This window comes from Chryseobacterium sp. FR054, assembly GCF_056844565.1.
In genome coordinates, this window is sequence record NZ_JBXDSA010000004.1 from 455366 (window position 1) to 471123 (window position 15758).

Below are 15758 nucleotides of genomic sequence, written 5' to 3' on the forward strand. Positions count from 1 at the left end.
AAACTCCCTTCTTCCAGCTTCCTTAACCCTTTCTTATCAGACTTTCACCGTTTTCCACTTTCCTTTTTTAAACAGAATAAAAGCGACAATCGTAATTAAAGTTTCGGCGGCCGGAATAGATATAAAGACGCCTTTCGGTCCCATTCCCAGATGTTTTGAAAGAAAATAGGCCAATGGGATCTGAAACAGCCAGAATCCGAAAAAATTTACCCAGGTTGGTGTCCAGGTATCTCCGGCTCCGTTAAATGCATTGATCATCACCATTCCTATTCCATAGAAAATAAAACCGGTACTCATAATGTGCAGTGCATTTTTGGCAAAAGCCTTGATTTCAGTTTCCTGGGTAAAAAATCCTACCAGAAAATCTCCCAGCAGAAAAAAAATAAGACTTACGGCCAGCATAAAGATGACGTTGTACTTTACGGTTTTCATCACAGACTGTTCTGCTCTCAGCATTTCTCCGGCTCCCATATTCTGACCTACCAGTGTAGACGCAGCATTGCTCAGTCCCCAGGCCGGAAGCATAAAGAACATCATCAGCCTCAAAGCCGTCTGATAACCCGCCGAAGCATCTTCTCCGCCGGTAGTAGCCACCAGCTGGGCAAGAAAAATCCAGCTGCATGACGCAATCACAAACTGAAAAATCCCGGGAGTGGCAATTTTCACAATAGATTTTATCAGCTCAAACTGAGGCTTAAAATAAGACAGCCTGATCCTGATCTGGGTATCTGCCACTAAAAGATGATATAACTGATAAATAACCCCTATACTTCTTCCGATACTTGTAGCCAGGGCAGCTCCCGTAAGTCCCATAGCAGGAATCGGCCCAAAACCTTTGATCAGCACAGGACACAGGATAATATTGGCAATATTGGCAATCCATAGCGATTTCATGGCAATGGCTGCATTTCCGGCTCCTCTGAAAATCCCGTTGATCAGGAACAGAAGCATAATAATCACGCTGCTTCCCATCATGATCCGGGTAAAGTTCTTTCCATAGGCTGCGGCTTCCGGTTTTGAACCCATCAGCACCAGAATTTCTTCAGCAAATACCACGCCCAGCACACTTAGAATCAAAGTAACAGCAAATGACACCAGCAGAACCTGTGCCGCACTTCTGGAAGCCTGATCCTGATTTTTTTCACCGATTCTCCTGGCTACCAGAGCAGTTGCCGCCATACTCATCCCTATCGCAATGGAGTACATTACAGAAAGAACAGATTCGGTAAGCCCGACCGTCTGTATTGCATAACCGCTTTCTTTTAAATGGCCTACGAAATACAGGTCAACCAGTGCAAAAACAGACTCCATCGCCATTTCCAGCATCATCGGAATAGCTAAAAGAAGTACGGCACTTCTTATATCCGCTTTCGTGTAATCTGCTTCCTCACCGCTCAGTGCTTTTTTTATAAAACTGATATATTTCGACATACCTCCGTAATTATTTTAAGCAAAAATATCGATTCAAAACTGAATGGTACTTTGCATATGGAAAGTTTTTCATTTGTTAAAGTTTTCTTAAAATAAAATCCCGTACTTATAATATTTCCATAAAAAGAGCGTTTTATATGGCATATAACGTGTTTAACTCCCTAGATTTGGGAAAAATTAAAACCATGAAAAAAAACATTACAGCTTTTCTGGCACTTCTGTTTTTCACCAGCTATCAGGGTCAAACGAAAATTGACAATCTGAATTTTGAAAATAATGAGAATAATCTTCCTAAATCATGGACTCTTATTGATGCACCCAAATCATCTGTCTCCATAGACGACAAGGAAAAATACGAAGGAAAATACTCTGTTTTAGCTCAGGCTTCAGAAAAACCGGGGATGGTAGGCATGATGCGTATCCTTCCTGAAAATTATGCCGGAAAGAAAATTACGATTTCCGGTTATATCAAAACAGAAAATGTAACCGACGGTTTTGCCGGATTCTGGATGCGTATCGATCCGAAAATAGGATTCAACAATATGCAGGATAAGGGCATCAAAGGCACGACACCCTGGACGAAATATGAAACCACCCTTGATCTGTCTCCTGAAAATACCAAGAAAATCTTCATCGGCACCCTTTTAACAGGGAAAGGAAAAGCATGGTTTGATGATATTAAAATAACCATAGATGGCAAAGATATCCAGGAAGCGGCCGTTTTTCAGAAGAAGCAGTTCAATGCTGATCTTGATAAGGAATTTGACAACGGCTCCAAAATCACAAGCATTGATGTAAGCAAAAAGAACCTGGACAATTTAAAGAATCTCGGACTGATCTGGGGCTATTTAAAATACTATCACCCTAATGTAGCCGAAGGAAAATATAACTGGGATTACGAACTCTTCAGAATCCTGCCTAAAATCAACGGAGCCTCAGCACAGCAGAGAGATAAAGTTCTTACCGACTGGATTAAAGGTCTCGGAACTTTTCAGACTGAAAAAATAGCTGTTGATTCTAAAAACGTAAAGATCAGCCCGGATCTGAACTGGATTACCGGCTCAGGATTCTCCGGAGAACTTTCGGATCTCCTTCTTCAGCTAAAAGATGCTAAAAGACCTGAAGTCAATTATTATCTGGAATTCTATGAAGGAATAGGAAATCCTGATTTTGAGCGTGAAAAACCTTATGAGAATAATGCGTATCCCGATGCCGGTTTCCGCCTTCTTTCCCTTTACAGATACTGGAATATCATTCAGTATTGTTTCCCGTATAAAAACCTCATCCAGGAAGACTGGAAAGGAGTCCTGACTGAATTTATCCCGAAATTCACAGAGGCCAGAAATGAAACAGAGTATACACTTTCTGCTCTGGAAATCATTGCCCGAATTCATGATACCCATGCCAATGTATGGGGAAGTAACAAGGCCCTGGAAAAATACTTTGGCGCAAGGTACTCTCCTGTAAAACTTGTATTTGCTGAAAATAAAGCAGTGGTAAACGGTTATTATAATGACCAGCTGGGAGCTGAATCAGGATTACAGATTGGAGATATCATCACCGAAGTGAATGGAAAACCTGTTGCTCAAATCGTAAAAGAAATGCTGAAAATTACTCCGGCATCCAATTATCCTACCCAGCTAAGGGATATTGCCAAAAAGCTTCTGAAAAGCAATGCGGAAACAGTTACGGTTAAAATCTCAAGAAACGGAAAGACAGAAAACAAAACAATAAAAACATATGACTTCAAGGATCTGAATCCTAAAAAAGAAACAAGAGAATTCTTTAAAATGCTGGATGACAAGACCGGTTATTTTTATATGGGAAGCTCAGATGGGAAGAAACTTCCGGAAATTTATGAGCAGATGAAAGGTACGAAAGGGATTGTCATTGATTTCAGAAGCTATCCGCCTGATTTCGTTGTCTTCTCTATGGGAAAACTTCTTAAACAGAATTCTACGGATTTTGTAAAGTTCACCCAAACGGATAATCAGATGCCCGGCCTTTTCACCTTTACTCCCAATCTTGCAGTGGACGGGAACGGAGCTGACTATTATAAAGGGAAAATTGCCATTCTGATCAATGAAACCACCCAGAGCAGCGCCGAATATCACACGATGGCTTTCAGAACGGCTCCTTCCGCTAAGGTATTTGGATCTACCACTGCCGGTGCAGACGGAAATGTGTCTAGAATTCTCCTTCCGGGAAATATCAGTACCATGATCAGCGGTATCGGAATCTATTATCCGGACGGCAGAGAAACCCAGAGAATAGGAATTGTTCCTGACGTAGAAGTAAAACCCACCGTCGAAGGAATCAAAAACAATAAAGATGAGGTACTGGACAAAGCCCTTGAATGGATCAAAAGCTGATCTTGAAATTCCCGGGACCGGTTTTGAGGCGGCATGCATCCTTTTACCACAAACAAATTCAAAAAACTTCCGAAAGGGAGTTTTTTTGTTTATAAAACTTTCAAAAATCCTATCTTTGCACCCTGAATTCAAGTCCGATTACAGAACTCTGAAAAAAACCGGACTTTGAATCTTAATCATTGAACTTTAAACAAATAATTATGTTTCGATCACACACCAACGGAGAATTATCTCTGAAAAATCTAAATGAAGAAGTTACACTTTCTGGATGGGTACAGACTATCCGTGATAAAGGATTTATGATTTGGATAGATCTCCGGGATCGTTACGGAATTACCCAGCTGGTTTTCGACCAGGAACGTTCTTCTGCACAGCTGATGGAAGAGGCTAAAAAATTAGGTCGTGAATTTGTGATTCAGGTTACCGGAAAAGTAATTGAAAGAGTAAGCAAAAATCCTAATATTCCGACAGGAGAAATTGAGATTTTAGTTGAAAAACTCTCCATCCTTAATGACTCCCAGCTTCCTCCATTCACGATTGAAGATGAAACGGACGGCGGTGAGGAACTGAGAATGAAATACCGTTACCTGGATATCAGAAGAGCACCGGTAAGAGACAAACTGATCTTCCGTCACAAAATGGCTCAGAAGGTTAGAAATTACCTTTCAGACGAAGGATTCATCGAGGTGGAAACCCCGGTACTGATCAAATCCACTCCGGAAGGAGCGAGAGACTTTGTGGTACCGAGCAGAATGAACCCGGGACAGTTTTATGCTCTTCCGCAATCTCCGCAGACGTTCAAACAGCTTCTTATGGTAGGCGGTATGGATAAATATTTCCAGATCGTGAAATGTTTCCGTGATGAAGATCTAAGAGCGGACAGACAGCCGGAATTTACACAGATCGACTGCGAAATGGCTTTCGTAGAGCAGGAAGATGTAATGAATGTTTTTGAAGGAATGACGAAAACCCTTTTAAAAGATATTACCGGAAAAGAATTCGGAGATTTCCCGAGAATGACTTTCGCCGATGCGATGAGAAAGTACGGAAACGACAAACCGGACATCCGTTTCGGAATGGAATTCACAGAACTGAACGAACTGGTAAAAGGAAAAGATTTTAAAATATTTGATGAAGCTGAACTTGTAGTAGGAATCAATGTAGAAGGATGTGCAGAATACACTAGAAAACAGATCGATGAGTTGGTTGACTGGGTAAAACGTCCGCAGATCGGCGCTTCAGGAATGGTCTGGGTGAAATTCCAGAATGACGGAGTGAAGACTTCATCGGTCAATAAATTCTACAACGAAGACGATTTATCAAAAATCATTGAAAAATTCGGAGCAAAAGAAGGAGACTTAATGCTGATTCTTTCCGGAAATGAAAATAAAGTAAGAGCCCAGCTTTCCGCTTTAAGAATGGAGCTTGGAAACCGTTTGGGACTGAGAAAAGGAAATGAATTCGCTCCGCTTTGGGTCGTTGATTTCCCGCTTCTTGAATGGGATGAGGAAACCGGAAGATACCATGCAATGCACCACCCTTTCACTTCTCCTAAGCCTGAGGACATTCATCTGATTGAGACAGATCCCGGTAAAGTAAGAGCCAACGCTTATGATATGGTTCTTAACGGAAACGAGATCGGAGGCGGTTCTATCAGAATATTTGATAAGGATCTTCAGTCTAAGATGTTTGATCTTTTAGGATTCACCAAAGAGGAAGCGGAAGCACAGTTCGGATTCCTGATGAATGCCTTCAAATACGGAGCACCGCCTCACGGTGGTTTAGCATTCGGATTTGACCGTTTAGTGGCGATCCTTGACGGAAATGAAGTGATCAGAGATTATATTGCATTCCCTAAGAACAATTCAGGACGTGATGTGATGATTGATGCTCCGGCTTCCATTGCAGAAGCGCAGCTGGATGAACTGGAAATTCAGTTGAATTTAAAAGCATAAATTTAAAGCGGGGTAATTATTGCCCCGCTTTTTTTAATTCATCTTCAAAATCTCCTCTCTCCCCGGACCGGTGGAAAGATAGGCCACAGGGATTTTCAGTTCACTTTCCAGGAAGAAAATAAAGTCTTTTAATTCATCCGGTAAATCTGAAGCGCTTTTTATTGCCGTAACATCTGCATCCCAGCCTTTCAGCCATCTAAGGACAGGTTTTATATTTTCATAAAGTCTGCCTGACACAGATTCCATAGTTCCGTCTTCCAGTTTGTAATGGGTACAGACGGCGACCGACTTCATTCCGCTCAGAACATCTGCTTTCGTCAGAACCAGTTGGGTAACTCCACTTACCATCACCGCATATTTCAAAGCAGGCAGATCCAGCCAGCCAATCCTTCTCGGGCGTCCGGTATTGGATCCGAATTCATGACCAACCGTTCTTATCTTTTCACCTTCTTCATTAAAGATCTCCGTCGGAAATACGCCATTACCTACTCTTGTACAATAGGCTTTGGCAATACCATAGATCTCACCTGTTTTTTTCGGTGAAACACCTAATCCGCTGCATGCTCCTGCTGCCGTAGTGGAAGAAGAGGTAACGTGAGGATAAGTTCCATGATCAATATCCAGCATTACAGCCTGGGAACCTTCCGCAAGGATCTTTTTACCGTCAGATAAAGCATGATTCAAATAGATTTCCGTATCTGTACATCTGAATTTTTTCAGAAAATCCACGGCTTCAAAAAATTCACTGCTGATCTCATCAAGGGAAGGCAAAACCATATCTCCTCCGGCCAGAAACCGGTAATCCCTTTTCAGAATCTGCTCTGTTCTGCTTTTAAAATCCGGGGAATGCATATCTTCCACTCTCAGATTCTGTCTTAAAATCTTATTGGAATATGCCTGTGCAATGCCGTTTTTGGTAGTTCCTATCGTGGTATAATCCGGATTCCCCTCCATAAAAACATCCAGAAGTTTATGGGTTGGAAGTACGAAATGAGCTTTCCGGGAAATAACCAGATTGTTTTCCGGCTGAATACTTTCATCAAACAACTGCAGATTCAGGATCTCCTTTTTCAAGCTTACCGGATCCAGAACGACTCCGGTTCCGATGACGTTCTGAACACCTTTCATAAAAATTCCGGAAGGGATTGATTTAAGGGTGATTCTTTTGCCGTTCCGCTCAATACTGTGCCCGGCATTCGCTCCGCCGTTAAAACGAGCTGTAATGTCGTAATTTTCGCTGATGAGATCTATGAACTTTCCTTTTCCTTCATCTCCCCACTGCAATCCTAATACAATATCCATATTTTAAAATTTTATGGAACAAAGCTATGACCGTTAGAAAAGGCGGCCATTGTCATTTGGCAAAAAAGGATTTTTTAAGAAGGAAGATGGAGGATGGAAGCTACGAGTTTCTGTTATAGATGATCGCTGGCTTTTATACGGAAATTAAAGAATATGTCTTCTTATTCTGCTCAGTGAGGAAGGTGTAATACCAAGATAGGAAGCCAGCATGGATTGGGGAACCCTGTTGGCCAGTCCCGGATAATGTTCCAGAAAATGGATATACCGTGATCTGGCATCCAGATTGAGCATGGTACTGGCTACTTTAAGCTTATTTTCGGCAACAAAGGCATGAAGCTTTGAAAAAAGAACCGGCCAGGCTGAAATTTTATTTTCCAGCATTTTAAAATGATCAAAATCTATTTCCAGCAGAACGGCATCGGTAATGGCTTCAATGTATTCATTGGACGGAACCTGATCGGCAAATCCGTGAAAATCTCCGATAAACCGGCCTTCATAAATGAAAAAGCGGGTAAAATCGTCGCCCTGTTTATTATAATACAAAGAACGGAATACCCCTTCCTTTACAAAGGCGATTTTACGGCTTACTTTTCCGGCTTCTACGAAAACATCGCCTTTCTGAATGACCGTTTCCTGAAGTCCTTTAACAATCAGTTCCTCTTCTCTTTCGTTCAGTATTCCGAATTTCCGGATGTAATTCAACAGTTCTTCCATATTTTGAAAACAGTTCTTTGGAAATTTAAAGGTAGAAAAACCGGCTGTAAAAGCCATTGTCATTTGGCAATAAAGGACATAAAATGTACCACATGTGCTTTTATCGGCATGTTAATTGATTGATTTTTAAAAACGTAGGACAATGAAAGCAATTTGGAATGGCGCCATTGGCTTCGGTTTAGTAAATATTCCCGTTAAAATTTACTCTGCCACCGAAACCAGCAAACTGGACCTCGATATGCTCGACAGATCTGACTTTTCTAACATCAAATTCAAAAGAGTAAACGAAAGCACGGGAAAAGAAGTTAAATGGGAAAACATTGTAAAAGGTTATCTCATGGATGATAAATACATCGTTCTGGACGATGAAGACTACGCGGCTGCAAGCCCGGAAAAAACAAAGATACTTTCCATAGACCAGTTTGTAAAGGAAGATGAGGTAGACAGTGTTTATTTTGAAACCCCATACTATCTGGAGCCACAGAAAAACGGTGAAAACGCTTACAGACTGCTGCTGAAAGCCCTTGAAGAAACCGGAATGGCCGGCATCGGAACATTTGTGCTCCGTGAAAGTGAAGCCATCGGGCTGATCCGTCCGTATAATGATGACATTCTTGTTCTGAACCGTCTGAGATTCGATCAGGAAATCAGGGATTATGCAGACCTGAAAATGCCCGCAAAAAAAGCCCCCAAGCCTGCCGAGCTGAAAATGGCCGTAAGCCTTATCAAACAGCTTTCACAGAACTTTGATCCTCAAATGTATAAGGACACCTATTCTGATGAACTGATGAAGATCATTAAACAGAAAGCAAAAGGCAAAAATATAAAAGCTCCGAAAACCGAACCAGTCAAAGAAGGTAAGGTGATTGACCTGATGGCCCAGTTGAAGGCCAGTTTACAGCATTCTAAATCCAAATCCGCATCCTGATGGCTCTTAAAGATTATCACAGCAAAAGAAAGTTCGACGAAACCAGCGAACCGAAGGGAAAAACAAAAAAAAGCAAGGAAAAACTTATTTTTGTGATTCAGAGACATGCCGCAACGCGCCTTCATTATGATTTCAGACTTGAAATGGAAGGCGTACTGAAAAGCTGGGCTGTTCCTAAAGGACCTTCGCTCGACCCGAAAGACAAACGTCTTGCGATGATGGTGGAGGACCATCCCTATGATTACAAAGATTTTGAAGGCAATATTCCGGAAGGTAATTACGGGGCCGGGCAGGTTGAGGTCTGGGACAGCGGAACCTACGAACCTCTGGAAGATAATCCGAAACTCTCCGATGAAAAGGAACTGCTGAAAGAACTTCATGCCGGTTCGCTAAAGTTTATTTTACACGGAAAAAAACTGAAAGGCGAATTTGCCCTCGTGAAAATGAAAAACACAGAAGACAACGCCTGGCTGCTGATCAAACATAAGGATGAATTTGCAGAGAGTCCTTATGATGCTGAAGAGAACACTTCACCAAAATCTTTGGTAACGAAATTTTTAGAGGAAAAAAAAAGCCCGAAAAGCAACGGAAGAAAGAAGTCATAACTTCAGAAAAAAGCTTCAGAAACTTCAATTCCTTAACGAATGAAAAGAAACTTAAATCTTTCATCAGGCCGATGCTTGCCAAGCCGTCTGAAAAAGCATTTGATGATGAGGAATGGGTCTTTGAAATAAAATGGGACGGTTACAGAGCCATCGCAGACCTCAGCCATGATGCCCCTCTCTTCTATTCCCGCAACGGCATATCATTCTTGTCAAAATTCGGAAAAATTGCAGAAGACTTCAGCACCCAGAAATACAGGATGATTCTGGATGGCGAAATTGTCGCCTATAATGACAATGGAAGACCTGATTTTCAGCTGTTGCAGCAGATCGGAGACCACCCTGATCCGGCTCTGGTTTATCAGGTTTTTGATCTTCTATGGCTGAACGGACATTCTACGGAAGATCTTCCCCTTCTTCAGCGGAAGGAGCTGCTTAAAGAAGCTTTAACGGAAACAGACATCATTAAATACTGTGATCATATTCCCGGAAAAGGAACTGCTTTTTTTGAGCAGATGAAAAAAATGAAGCTTGAAGGAATGATCGGCAAAAAATCGGACAGCCGCTATATTGAAAATTACAGAACCGGTGACTGGCTTAAAATAAAATTCACCAATACGGATGAAGCCATCATCTGCGGTTTTACGGAACCCAGAGGCTCACGTGAAAGTTTCGGTGCATTGATTTTAGGAAAGTTGATTAATGGGCAACTGACATACTGTGGCCATACAGGAACCGGTTTTAACAATGAATTATTAAAACAGCTTTACGGGCTGCTTCAGAAATTAATTATAAAAACAGCTCCGTTTGAAACCATTCCAAAGACGAATATGCCTGTTACCTGGACGAAACCAGAATTGGTTTGTGAAATTAAATATTCCGAGATCACTAAAGACGGCATTTACCGCCATCCTGTTTTTGTAGCCCTCCGGGAGGATAAAGAGCCCGCAGAAACTGCAGATCCTGAAAATAAAGTAAGTTCAAACCGTAAACATTCAAAAGCAATGAAAGCCAAGATTCCATCAAAAAAAACCGAAAGTTCTGAAAAAGAAATCACTCTGAATAAGCATAAGGTAAAGCTTACTAATCAGGATAAGATTTATTTTCCAAAAGACGGTATTACCAAAGGGGATGTGATCGCCTATTACCAGTCTGTTGCATCGTATATCCTTCCCTACCTTAAAAACCGCCCTTTGTCTCTGAACCGGTTTCCAAACGGGATTGAAGAGCAGGGATTTTATCAGAAAGATGCCGGAGACAGCATTCCGGACTGGATCAAAACGACACAGGTTTACTCCGAATCCAATGATAAATTTATTGACTACATTTACTGCAACGACAAGGCAACTCTGGCCTACCTGAATAATTTAGGCTGCATTGATCTCAACCCGTGGAACAGTTCTCTGCCGGATCTGGAACATCCCGATTATCTTGTTCTGGATCTTGATCCTTCAAAGAAAAATACATTTGATGAGGTAATCGAAACAGCATTACAGGTGAATGAAGTTCTGGAATCGGTTAAGGTAAAAGGATACTGTAAAACTTCCGGAAGTACGGGAATTCATATTTACATCCCGATGGGTGGAAAATATGATTTTGAACAGGTAAAAGATTTCGCTCATATACTGATGAGACAGGTAAATGAAAAACTTCCAAAAATTACGACTCTGGAAAGAAGCCTTCAGAAAAGAGATGATAAAAAGCTTTATCTTGATTATCTGCAGAACAGAACCGGGCAGACATTGGCAAGCACTTACAGTGTAAGACCGAAAGAAGGTGCATCTGTTTCTATGCCGCTGGAATGGAGTGAACTGAAACCGGGATTAAAACCTGCTGATTTCAATATTCATAATGCACCGGACAGAATCAGGGAAAAAGGAGATTTGTTTAAACCTGTTTTGGGAAGGGGAATTGATATGATGAAGGCATTGGAATTGCTGCAGAGCAGGGAATGAATTGCAAAAGCTGGATTTGCCTGAATGACTTATTATCTGTTAAAGATTACAGCCTCACTATCATTTCGATCTCTTTATATATTTTACCCAGCTTTTCATCAGTTATGGAAGAAGAAGATGTTTTTAAAGACCTTAAACCTTTATTTTCAACAGTGAGTTGACTAAAATTAAATTTTCGAATTTCTTCTTTTGTGTAAAATACATGAAAAGTACCCCCTGTTTCGTATGAAATCTTTTTTAATTTAAGAGAATCCGGAGGTTGATCGTGATATTATTTTTAACCGCATGATGAATCGGAATTTCCAGATCATATGATTGGGTGTTCTCATCTCCATCTGAAATTAATATCATTGATTTGTTACTTAGCCCAGTACATTCTTTTTATTATTAAGAAACAATTATATAAATGGGGCCTGTTGCCAACTTATTCTCACAAAGCTGTCCTAAAAAGTTAGATATTTTCAGGACAGCTAAAAGCTCCTGGAGCTTATATTTTATCATCAATTGACTTATTATAAACATGTATATCTCTCTGAGGAAAAGGAATTCCGATTCCGGCCTTATCCAGAGCCTCTTTACAGCTAATGATAAGTTCCTCGTTCATTGTCCAGAAATTTTCCGTAGCGGTACTTACTCTTACTGATACATTCACTGCACTGTCTCCAAGTTCCGTTACTACAACCTGTGGTGCCGGATTTTTAAGGGCATACTGATTATTTTTAATCACTTCCATTAAAACGTTTTTGGTGTGTCTTAAATCTGCATCATAGGCAATCCCGATGTCCAGAGCAGTTCGGCGTGTTCCCAATTGGGTAAAATTAGTAATGCTGTTATTAGAAACGACTCCATTAGGAATAACAATCAGTTGATTTTGTGGTGTCACCAATTTGGTATGGAAAATATCTATGGCCTGTACTGTTCCTGAAACTCCATTATTGGTAGAGATAAAATCTCCTATTTTAAAAGGTTTTAATAATAAAATAAGGATTCCTCCGGCAAAATTCGTCAGTGATCCCTGCAAAGCTAAACCCACTGCCAGACCAGCAGCACCAATCATGGCTACAAATGCTGAGGTTTGTACTCCCAATTGGGTAACTACAACAATAAAAAGAAGAATATTGAGCCCCCAGTTGATAATATTAAGAAGGAAGTGCTGTAAAGAAGCTTCCATATTACGTTTTTTGAACCCTTTCTCAGCAAGTTTCTTAATCATTCTGATCATCCATGATCCGATCAGATAAATCAATAATGCAGAAACAATTGCAGTAAAGATTCTCGGTGCCCATGAAATGGCTGAAGATATTAAGGTATCCCAATGTTTTTGAATGTTGTTCAGTTGTAAATCGTCCATTTTTCTGCTGCTTATTTTAGTATTTGTATTTCAGATTGATTTCTACGAACAGCAGGTTTTGAAATAAATACAAAATGAGAATAGGGTATGTTTCCCAAAGAAACAGACCTTAAACTTCCAGGCTAAAGTAAATGCTTTTAAACATTAAAGCGGATTGATTGAATACCGGAACAGATTTGTCCTCATTATATTCACTGATCATTTGTAACCGAATCCTGCTGTGAAGAAATAATTTTCGGGTTTTACCATAGCAAAGAGGATACCGAAATGGAATTTCACTCCGGTTAAATAGTAATATTCAAAAAAATTATGGGAGTTTCGCGGCTAAGCTTTCCGGCAGCATTCTCAGAATATGATAAATAATTTTCCATTTGAAATTCGGGACAATGGTAAAAGAATTCCCGGCGTTGACGATGAATTTCGCTACATAATCAGGCTCCATGATGAGGGATTCATTCAGCTGCAGTCCTTCATTGATCTTGGTTCTGATATAACCGATCACCAAAGCATTTACAATAATTTTCCCGGAAGCAAGTTCCTGGCGTAAGCCCGCCAAATACTGGGTAAAGGCCGCTTTCGTACTTCCATATACAAAATTGCTTTTCCTTCCCCTCACTCCGGAAAGCGAAGAAAGTCCGATGATTCTTTCCAGATTTTTATTGCTTTTATCCATCGCGATAAGGTTCAGAATGGAAACTCCTCCCATATAATTCACCTCCATCATCTGTTTTGCTCCTTTAAAGTCATTCAGAGCTTTTTCATTATCCACGAGGAAGCCCGCTGCATATACTACAATATGGGGTTTTACGGAAAGTTCGGAATAGAATTTCTGATGAGAATCAAAATCGGCAGCATCAAAATACAAAACACTCACCTTTGTCCGGTCCAGCCGGTTTTCAATAATAAAACTTTCCAGAGATGCTGTGTTTCTGGAAGCTGCAGTAACTGAAAATCCTTTTTCCAGATACTGTTTTATACACTGCTTGGCCACATCTGAATTGGCTCCTAAAATGAGAACGTTTTTACCTGTATTCTGATTCATAGCACAAAGATATTTTATTTGTTTGTATTGAATGAAATGGAACAACTTAAAGTTATTTTCTAACCTGAACTGAGTTTTTTTAATGGCAACGGCAAACAAAGATATGGAACGGCGCAGTATTTTAAGGTAAACAAAGCCGCTTCGCTTATTTTTTTGAAATACAAAGTTTAAATATGCATCCAATGATACCACCTAAACCTGTCAGGTTTCAATTAATCTCTCTACAAGTTTTTTAATAAAAAATCCGGCGCGGGGGGGGTTTGGCCCCGCGCCGGAAATATCTTCAGACTGAAAAATTATTTTGTTTCAGTTTCGTTTTCTTTTTTATCTGCTGTTTTTTCAGCAGCTTTTGCCTTATCTCCAAAACGGGCTTCTGTAAATTCTCTTGAAACCGCTGCTTTTTCGAATTTAAGCTTTCCGGATAGTGTTTCAATAACAAAACCGTCATCCTGAACCTGCGCAATTCTTCCGTGAAGACCTGAAGTAAGTACAACTCTGGTTCCTACTTTAAGGGTTTCCTGGAAGTTCTTTTCCTGTTTCTGCTTTTTCATCTGAGGTCTGATCATCAGGAAATAGAACCCGACGAACATTACCCCCATCATAATCAGCATCATGGATGAAGATCCCTGTGGCTGTGCCTGTAAAAAGATTGTTAACATATGGGTTAAATTACGGTTGAATGTTCGCAGTGAACGTTAATCTGATCGGAGACTTATCTACATTGGCAAATACGTCTGCATATTTCTGAACGTTTCCGTCGAAGTTAGTAGAATCGAAATGTAATGTGATTTTTCCTTTTTTACCTGGAAGGATAGGTTCTTTGGTAAAGTCAGGAGCTGTACATCCGCACCCCGGTTTTACTTCAGAAATTACTAACGGATTGTTTCCTGTATTGGTAATTTCGTATACGTGCTCTACTTTGTCTCCTTTCTTGATGTTTCCGAAATCGAAGTTGCTTTCACCTAAAGCCACAGTAGTTGACGGCTGGTTAGAAACCTGTGCAGGAACACCTGCTTCAGTAGTTGCAGGAGGGGTAGCAGTTTCCGTAGCTGCAGTTGTACCTGCTGCCGTAGAATCCTGGGTAGTTTCAGTACTCTGGGTTTCTTTGTTTTCTTTTTTGCAGGAAACCAAACCAAAGCCTATAATAGACAAAGCGATAATTGATAACGTCTTTTTCATGTTAAATTCTATTTTGATCTTTACAATATTTATCTAAAATTCCATTGATGAAGATATTGGAACGGTCTGTGGCAAATACTTTTGCAATTTCAATATATTCATTGATAATAACTCTTGAAGGGGTAAAAGGAAAATTATCCAGTTCTGAAATAGCAGTAGATAAAATCACTTTATCCATTAAAGAAACTCTTTCCAGGTCCCAGTTTTCCAGTCTTTCCTCCAGTTTTTTCTCATTCACCTCCCAGTTATTCAGGGTATCTCTGAGCAGTTTGCTGGCGAACGTTTTATCATCTTCATCTTTGATCATTTTGATCAGGGTTCTGCTTTCCTCATCTTCTTTCAGGAAACCGATTGTTTTCTGCACCATGGAATTGGCAATATGGATATCATCATACCATGAAAGTTCCTTATCTCCCAGATAATCATGAAAATCATCATTTTCAGCAATGTATCTTAAAAAAAGTTTTCCGATGAACTTCTGATCATCCTCAAAAGAATATCCTTCTTCTTTCATGAAATCCTGATAGCGTTTTCCTGCTGTGATTCTCTGGAAAGTCTTTACCAGTAAATCATCGTGCATATCCCATTTCAGCTGTTTATGCTGGCCTGTGAAAAATAACCTTTCCGGGTTTTCTTCCAGTTTGATCAGGATCTGGTTGTTGATGAATTTCTGGTTAGGATTAATATCAGCATCAGTTTTAATGAACTTGTTTTTCCCGATCTCGATCTGGTTTTCCGCCAGTTCTTTCAGGGCCACTAAAAAATTCAGCTGATAGATGTATAGATAATAGATTTTCTCTATTCCTGAGAACATATTTTTCTCTAAAACATCAAACTTTACAGGATTCTGGTAGTAAGAATACACTGTTTGCACTACTTTTTCACGAATTTGTCGTCTTCCTAACATTCAAAGAGCTTTTTATGGCT

The 15758-nt window shown here is 40.2% G+C and carries 13 protein-coding genes; 5 read left to right on the plus strand and 8 right to left on the minus strand.

The features are described from left to right. Positions 1 to 36: 36 nt before the first annotated feature. Positions 37 to 1431 (minus strand): MATE family efflux transporter, encoded by a 1395-nt coding sequence (locus tag AC106S_RS18330; RefSeq protein ID WP_482441121.1) that lies wholly within the window; start codon positions 1429 to 1431, stop codon positions 37 to 39. Positions 1432 to 1616: 185 nt separating this feature from the next. Here AC106S_RS18330 and AC106S_RS18335 point away from each other — a divergent pair, with 185 nt between their 5' ends. Together AC106S_RS18335 and aspS are read left to right on the plus strand one after the other, a co-directional pair. Beyond that, positions 1617 to 3803 (plus strand): S41 family peptidase, encoded by a 2187-nt coding sequence (locus tag AC106S_RS18335; protein WP_482441122.1) that lies wholly within the window; start codon positions 1617 to 1619, stop codon positions 3801 to 3803. A gap of 200 nt (positions 3804 to 4003) precedes the next feature. Continuing rightward, positions 4004 to 5758 carry an aspartate--tRNA ligase gene (gene aspS, locus AC106S_RS18340; protein WP_482441123.1) on the plus strand — a complete coding sequence of 585 codons (1755 nt, stop codon included), beginning with the start codon at positions 4004 to 4006 and terminating at the stop codon, positions 5756 to 5758. Between the two features lie 33 nt (positions 5759 to 5791). Here aspS and AC106S_RS18345 read toward each other — a convergent pair whose 3' ends face one another. After that, positions 5792 to 7060: an adenylosuccinate synthase gene (locus AC106S_RS18345; RefSeq protein WP_482441124.1), complete on the minus strand. Its 1269-nt coding sequence runs from the start codon at positions 7058 to 7060 to the stop codon at positions 5792 to 5794. Between the two features lie 144 nt (positions 7061 to 7204). Further along, a complete protein-coding gene (locus AC106S_RS18350) occupies positions 7205 to 7774 on the minus strand; it encodes a Crp/Fnr family transcriptional regulator (protein ID WP_482441125.1) in 570 nt (189 codons plus the stop codon). A gap of 142 nt (positions 7775 to 7916) precedes the next feature. Here AC106S_RS18350 and ku point away from each other — a divergent pair, with 142 nt between their 5' ends. The 3 genes from ku (at position 7917) to ligD (ending at position 11259) form a co-directional block, all read left to right on the plus strand. Then, positions 7917 to 8702 carry a non-homologous end joining protein Ku gene (gene ku / locus AC106S_RS18355; protein WP_482441126.1) on the plus strand — a complete coding sequence of 262 codons (786 nt, stop codon included), beginning with the start codon at positions 7917 to 7919 and terminating at the stop codon, positions 8700 to 8702. Continuing rightward, positions 8702 to 9307 carry a DNA polymerase ligase N-terminal domain-containing protein gene (locus tag AC106S_RS18360; protein ID WP_482441127.1) on the plus strand — a complete coding sequence of 202 codons (606 nt, stop codon included), beginning with the start codon at positions 8702 to 8704 and terminating at the stop codon, positions 9305 to 9307. The genes ku and AC106S_RS18360 overlap by 1 nt, the downstream gene beginning before the upstream one ends. Positions 9308 to 9378: 71 nt before the next feature. Beyond that, positions 9379 to 11259, plus strand: coding sequence for a DNA ligase D (gene ligD, locus AC106S_RS18365; RefSeq protein ID WP_482441128.1), 1881 nt, complete (start codon positions 9379 to 9381; stop codon positions 11257 to 11259). 487 nt (positions 11260 to 11746) lie between these two features. Here ligD and AC106S_RS18370 read toward each other — a convergent pair whose 3' ends face one another. The 5 genes from AC106S_RS18370 to AC106S_RS18390 form a co-directional block, all read right to left on the minus strand. Beyond that, positions 11747 to 12610, minus strand: a complete 864-nt coding sequence (locus AC106S_RS18370) for a mechanosensitive ion channel family protein (RefSeq protein ID WP_482441129.1) — start codon at positions 12608 to 12610, stop codon at positions 11747 to 11749. Between the two features lie 307 nt (positions 12611 to 12917). After that, entirely contained in the window at positions 12918 to 13652 is a 735-nt protein-coding gene (locus tag AC106S_RS18375; protein ID WP_482441130.1) for an SDR family NAD(P)-dependent oxidoreductase, read from the minus strand. Between the two features lie 296 nt (positions 13653 to 13948). Beyond that, on the minus strand, positions 13949 to 14311 hold the full coding sequence (gene yajC / locus AC106S_RS18380) for a preprotein translocase subunit YajC (protein ID WP_482441131.1): 363 nt from the start codon (positions 14309 to 14311) through the stop codon (positions 13949 to 13951). A gap of 10 nt (positions 14312 to 14321) precedes the next feature. Continuing rightward, positions 14322 to 14831, minus strand: a complete 510-nt coding sequence (locus AC106S_RS18385) for a DUF1573 domain-containing protein (protein ID WP_482441132.1) — start codon at positions 14829 to 14831, stop codon at positions 14322 to 14324. A gap of 1 nt (position 14832) precedes the next feature. Then, the gene (locus tag AC106S_RS18390) at positions 14833 to 15738 is read right to left on the minus strand and encodes a transcription antitermination protein NusB (RefSeq protein WP_482441133.1); all 906 of its coding nucleotides are present in this window, start codon (positions 15736 to 15738) and stop codon (positions 14833 to 14835) included. Between the last annotated feature and the right edge of the window lie 20 nt (positions 15739 to 15758).

Excerpts from the sequence above, each read along its gene's own strand:
- AC106S_RS18335 (WP_482441122.1), top strand. The coding sequence starts at position 1,617 with ATGAAAAAAAACATTACAGCTTTTCTGGCACTTCTGTTTTTCACCAGC.
- AC106S_RS18390 (WP_482441133.1), bottom strand. The coding sequence starts at position 15,738 with ATGTTAGGAAGACGACAAATTCGTGAAAAAGTAGTGCAAACAGTGTAT.
- AC106S_RS18350 (WP_482441125.1), bottom strand. The coding sequence starts at position 7,774 with ATGGAAGAACTGTTGAATTACATCCGGAAATTCGGAATACTGAACGAA.
- AC106S_RS18345 (WP_482441124.1), bottom strand. The coding sequence starts at position 7,060 with ATGGATATTGTATTAGGATTGCAGTGGGGAGATGAAGGAAAAGGAAAG.
- ligD (WP_482441128.1), top strand. The coding sequence starts at position 9,379 with ATGCTTGCCAAGCCGTCTGAAAAAGCATTTGATGATGAGGAATGGGTC.
- aspS (WP_482441123.1), top strand. The coding sequence starts at position 4,004 with ATGTTTCGATCACACACCAACGGAGAATTATCTCTGAAAAATCTAAAT.
- AC106S_RS18385 (WP_482441132.1), bottom strand. The coding sequence starts at position 14,831 with ATGAAAAAGACGTTATCAATTATCGCTTTGTCTATTATAGGCTTTGGT.
- AC106S_RS18370 (WP_482441129.1), bottom strand. The coding sequence starts at position 12,610 with ATGGACGATTTACAACTGAACAACATTCAAAAACATTGGGATACCTTA.
- AC106S_RS18330 (WP_482441121.1), bottom strand. The coding sequence starts at position 1,431 with ATGTCGAAATATATCAGTTTTATAAAAAAAGCACTGAGCGGTGAGGAA.
- yajC (WP_482441131.1), bottom strand. The coding sequence starts at position 14,311 with ATGTTAACAATCTTTTTACAGGCACAGCCACAGGGATCTTCATCCATG.
- ku (WP_482441126.1), top strand. The coding sequence starts at position 7,917 with ATGAAAGCAATTTGGAATGGCGCCATTGGCTTCGGTTTAGTAAATATT.
- AC106S_RS18375 (WP_482441130.1), bottom strand. The coding sequence starts at position 13,652 with ATGAATCAGAATACAGGTAAAAACGTTCTCATTTTAGGAGCCAATTCA.
- AC106S_RS18360 (WP_482441127.1), top strand. The coding sequence starts at position 8,702 with ATGGCTCTTAAAGATTATCACAGCAAAAGAAAGTTCGACGAAACCAGC.